Genomic DNA, 4161 nt, shown 5'->3' with positions numbered 1-4161 from the left:
TCGCCGCGCGGGGTGCGCAGACCCAGCCGGCCGCCACCGCCCTCACGTACCCCTCCTTCTCGTCGTACATGAGGGCCAGGCAGCCGGTGCTGCTGCGGACCGCCCGGTCGCTGACCGCGAACCCGTCCGACGCCGAGGACCTGCTGCAGACCGCGCTGACCAAGACGTATGTGGCCTGGGAGCGGATCGAGGACCACCGGGCGCTGGACGGCTATGTGCGCCGGGCGCTGTTGAACACGCGGACCTCGCAGTGGCGCAAGCGCAAGGTCGACGAGTTCGCGTGCGAGGAGCTGCCCGAGCCGGAGCCGGGCGGCGGCGCGGAGGACCCGGCCGAGCAGCAGGCGCTGCACGACGCGATGTGGCGGGCGATCGCGAAGCTGCCGGACCGGCAGCGGGCGATGGTCGTCCTCAGGTATTACGAGGACCTCAGCGAGGTCCAGACGGCCGAGGTGCTCGGGGTGTCCGTGGGCACGGTGAAGTCGGCGGTGTCGCGGGCGCTGGGCAAACTGCGCGAGGACCCGGAGCTGGTCCTGGTCCGATAGAGGCAGGCAAGATGACGTGATCGCGTGATCGATCATCCAGTCCTAGTGACATACCGTGCGGTATGTGCGCAGAATCAGCGCAACCCTTACTACCGCGTAGGCAATGTCGCCCCGGGAGGACGCCGTGCTGAGCACCATGCAGGACGTACCACTGTTGATCTCCAGGATCCTGACCCACGGGTCTACGGTCCACGGAACATCGCAGGTGATCAGCTGGACCGGTGAGGGAGAACCGGAACGCCGTTCCTTCGCGGAGATCGGTGCGCGCTCGGCCCAGCTGGCACACGCCCTGCGCGAGGACCTGGGCGTGGCGGACGGCGAGCGCACGGCAACCTTTATGTGGAACAACTCGGTCCACGTCGAGGCCTACTTCGCGATCCCCGCCATGGGTGCGGTGCTGCACACGCTCAACCTCCGTCTTCCGGCCGACCAGTTGGCGTGGATCGTCAACCACGCGGCCGACCGGGTGGTGATCGTCAACGGTTCGCTGATCCCGCTGCTCGCACCCCTGCTGCCCAAGCTGCCGACGGTCGAGCACATCGTCGTCTCCGGCCCCGGCGACCGCACCCCCCTCGACGGCGCCCACGCGCGCGTGCACGAGTACGAGGACCTCATCGCCGGCAAGCCGACCACGTACGACTGGCCCGAGCTGGACGAACGCCAGGCCGCCGCGATGTGCTACACCTCCGGCACGACGGGCGACCCCAAGGGCGTGGTGTTCAGCCACCGTTCGATCTACCTGCACTCCATGCAGGTCAACATGACCCAGTCGATGGGTCTCACGGACCAGGACACCTCACTGGTCGTAGTGCCCCAATTCCACGTAAATGCCTGGGGTTTGCCGCATGCCACCTTCATGACCGGCGTGAACATGCTGATGCCGGACCGCTTCCTGCAGCCCGCGCCGCTCGCCGAGATGATCGAGAGCCAGCGCCCGACGCATGCGGCGGCCGTGCCCACCATCTGGCAGGGCCTGCTCGCCGAACTGACCGCCAAGCCGCGCGACGTCTCCTCGCTCACCCAGGTCACCATCGGCGGCTCGGCCTGCCCGCCCGCCCTCATGGCGGCCTTCGACAAGCTGGGCATGCGGGTCTGCCACGCCTGGGGCATGACGGAGACCTCCCCGCTGGGCACGGTCTCCCGCCCGCCGGCCGAAGCGGTCGGCACGGAGCGGGAGTTCGAGTACCGGCTGACGCAGGGCCGTTTCCCGGCGAGTGTCGAGGCCCGCCTCACCGGCCCCGGCGGCGAGCGGCTGCCCTTCGACGGCGAGTCGGCGGGCGAGCTGGAGGTACGCGGCCCCTGGGTCGCCGGCGCCTACTACAACGGCCCCGACGCCGAACCCCTGCGCCCCGCCGACAAGTTCAGCGAGGACGGCTGGCTCAAGACCGGCGACGTCGGCACCATCTCCCCCGACGGATTCCTCACCCTCACCGACCGCGCCAAGGACGTCATCAAGTCCGGCGGCGAGTGGATCTCCTCCGTCGACCTGGAGAACGCCCTGATGTCCCACCCGGACGTCACCGAGGCCGCCGTGGTCGCCGTACCGGACGAGCGGTGGGGCGAGCGTCCGCTGGCGACCGTCGTCCTGCGGGAGGGCTCCACCGCCGACTTCGAGTCCCTGCGTGCCTTCCTCGCCGACGCGGGCAAGATCGCCAAGTGGCAGCTCCCCGAACGCTGGACGATCGTCGAGTCGGTCCCGAAGACGAGCGTCGGCAAGTTCGACAAGAAGGTGCTGCGCAGGCGCTACGCCGACGGCGACCTGGACGTCACCCAGCTCTGACAGGTTGCCCGTACCGCTCGGCCGGTGATCCCTACCGGCCGAGCGAGCCGACGAACCGGTCCAGCCGGGAGACGACGGTGCGCAACACGTCGACGGATCCCCGGGCGTCGTCCGGGAGTTCAAGCGAGTGATCTGCCGACGGAATCTCCAGGACCTCGTGCTGCCGCAGGGACTCGGCGACCCGCGAGTCCCACAGCTTGTCGGCATCGCCGCCGACGAGGAGGGTCGGCGCCTGGGCCCGCCGGAGGCCGCGTACGACCTGGTCGATCGTCAGAACAGGCGTGAGCCAGGCCGCCGCGATGCCCCGCTCGGCCACGACCCCGCACCCGAGCGACCCCAGAGACTTCCCGACGACCAGCCGGCAGGCCCCCGCCTCGGCGTCGACGGCCCGTGTGACCTCCGCCTCCACCCACGCGATCCGCTCCTCCACGGTGAACCGCGAGAAGTCGTCCGGGATCCGCCACCACAGCTCCTGGACCGTCCAACCGTGCTGGAGGAGCACGGCACGGGCGAAGTGCAGCAGCGGCATGGCGGGCGTGTACCCGACACCCGGCACGACGACCGCGACCCGGTCGGGCGCACCGTCATGACGGGTGGGGACGGCGAAGGGACCAGGTACGGACGTGGGCATGACCGCAGGCTACCGGCCCAACTAGCCCAACTGGTTGGCTAGTTGGTGCCGATCCGCGCCAACAGGTCCACGATCCGTGACTGGACCTCCGTGCTCGTCGACCGCTCGGCGAGGAAGAGGACGGTCTCCCCGGAGGCCAGCCGCGGCAGGTCGGCCTGGTCCACCGCGGCCGTGTACACGACGAGCGGAGTGCGGTTGAGCTGCCCGTTCGCCCGCAGCCAGTCGACGATCCCGGCCCGCCGCTTGTGCACCTGCAACAGGTCCATGACCACGAGGTTGGGCCGCAACTGCCCCGCCAGCGTCACCGCATCGGCATCGCTCGCGGCCCGTGCCACCTGCATCCCACGCCGCTCCAGCGTCGCGGTCAGCGCCAGCGCGATCTCCGCGTGCTCCTCGATCAACAGCACCCGCGGCGGATGCTGCTCGCTGTCCCGGGGCGCGAGCGCCTTCAGCAGTACGGCGGGATCGGCGCCGTAGGCCGCCTCACGCGTGGCCTGCCCGAGCCCGGCGGTGACAAGCACGGGCACCTCGGCCGCGACGGCCGCCTGCCGCAACGACTGAAGTGCCGTCCGCGTGATCGGCCCGGTCAACGGGTCCACGAACAGCGCCGCCGGGAACGCGGCGATCTGCGCGTCGACCTCCTCGCGCGAGTGCACGATGACGGGCCGGTACCCGCGGTCGCTCAGCGCCTGCGTGGTCGTCACGTCCGGCGCGGGCCACACCAGCAGCCGGCGCGGATTGTCGAGCGGCTCCGGGGGCAGCTCGTCGTCGAGCGGCTGCGGCCTGGGCGTGTCCGCGATCTCCACGGCCCCACCCGGCCCGTCCAACGGCTCCGGCCCCTCGGCCGCGTTCTCGTCCGGTGCCCCTATGGCGTACGACCGTCCGGCGCCCTCGGTCATCGGCGAGAGCCGCGACTGCCCGGCCATGGAGGGCTGCGCCTGCTCACCCTGGGGATGCGGACGCGTCGACCCGGCGGTGCCGGAATCGGGCCGCGTCCCCAACTTCCGCCGCCGCCCGCCCCCGCCCGGCTGATGCGGCGGAGGCGTGGCGGTCGGCTGCTGCACCTGAGCCGCCTGCCGCGTGAACGGCACGCCCTGCCCCAACGTCCGCACACTGATCGCCCGCCCCTGAGTGGAGTTGGGATCAACGGCCCCGACCGAAGCACCGGCCGACGCCGGCACAGCAGCCTCAGCGGGCAGCGGCTGCGC

At 71.1% G+C, this 4161-nt stretch carries 4 protein-coding genes; 2 read left to right on the top strand and 2 right to left on the bottom strand.

Annotated features, from left to right (window positions below; all coding sequences use genetic code 11):
* Both R6V09_RS47520 and R6V09_RS47515 read left to right on the top strand, forming a co-directional pair.
* A partial coding sequence (locus R6V09_RS47520) for a SigE family RNA polymerase sigma factor (protein ID WP_317887675.1) occupies positions 1 to 542 on the top strand: 542 nt, incomplete at its 5' end.
* Positions 543 to 645: 103 nt separating this feature from the next.
* The gene (locus tag R6V09_RS47515) at positions 646 to 2322 is read left to right on the top strand and encodes a long-chain fatty acid--CoA ligase (RefSeq protein WP_317887674.1); all 1677 of its coding nucleotides are present in this window, start codon (positions 646 to 648) and stop codon (positions 2320 to 2322) included.
* A gap of 31 nt (positions 2323 to 2353) precedes the next feature.
* On the opposite strand, the gene R6V09_RS47510 is transcribed toward R6V09_RS47515, so the two are convergent.
* Together R6V09_RS47510 and R6V09_RS47505 are read right to left on the bottom strand one after the other, a co-directional pair.
* Positions 2354 to 2953, bottom strand: a complete 600-nt coding sequence (locus tag R6V09_RS47510; RefSeq protein WP_317887673.1) for an alpha/beta hydrolase — start codon at positions 2951 to 2953, stop codon at positions 2354 to 2356.
* 38 nt (positions 2954 to 2991) lie between these two features.
* On the bottom strand, positions 2992 to 4161 hold a 1170-nt coding region (locus R6V09_RS47505), incomplete at its 5' end, for a response regulator (protein ID WP_317887672.1).

Origin of the sequence: Streptomyces sp. W16 (assembly GCF_033194735.1) — a bacterium.
GTDB lineage: Bacteria > Actinomycetota > Actinomycetes > Streptomycetales > Streptomycetaceae > Streptomyces.
Note: the sequence above shows the minus strand (reverse complement) of the source record. Positions and strands in the feature narration are given on the sequence as shown.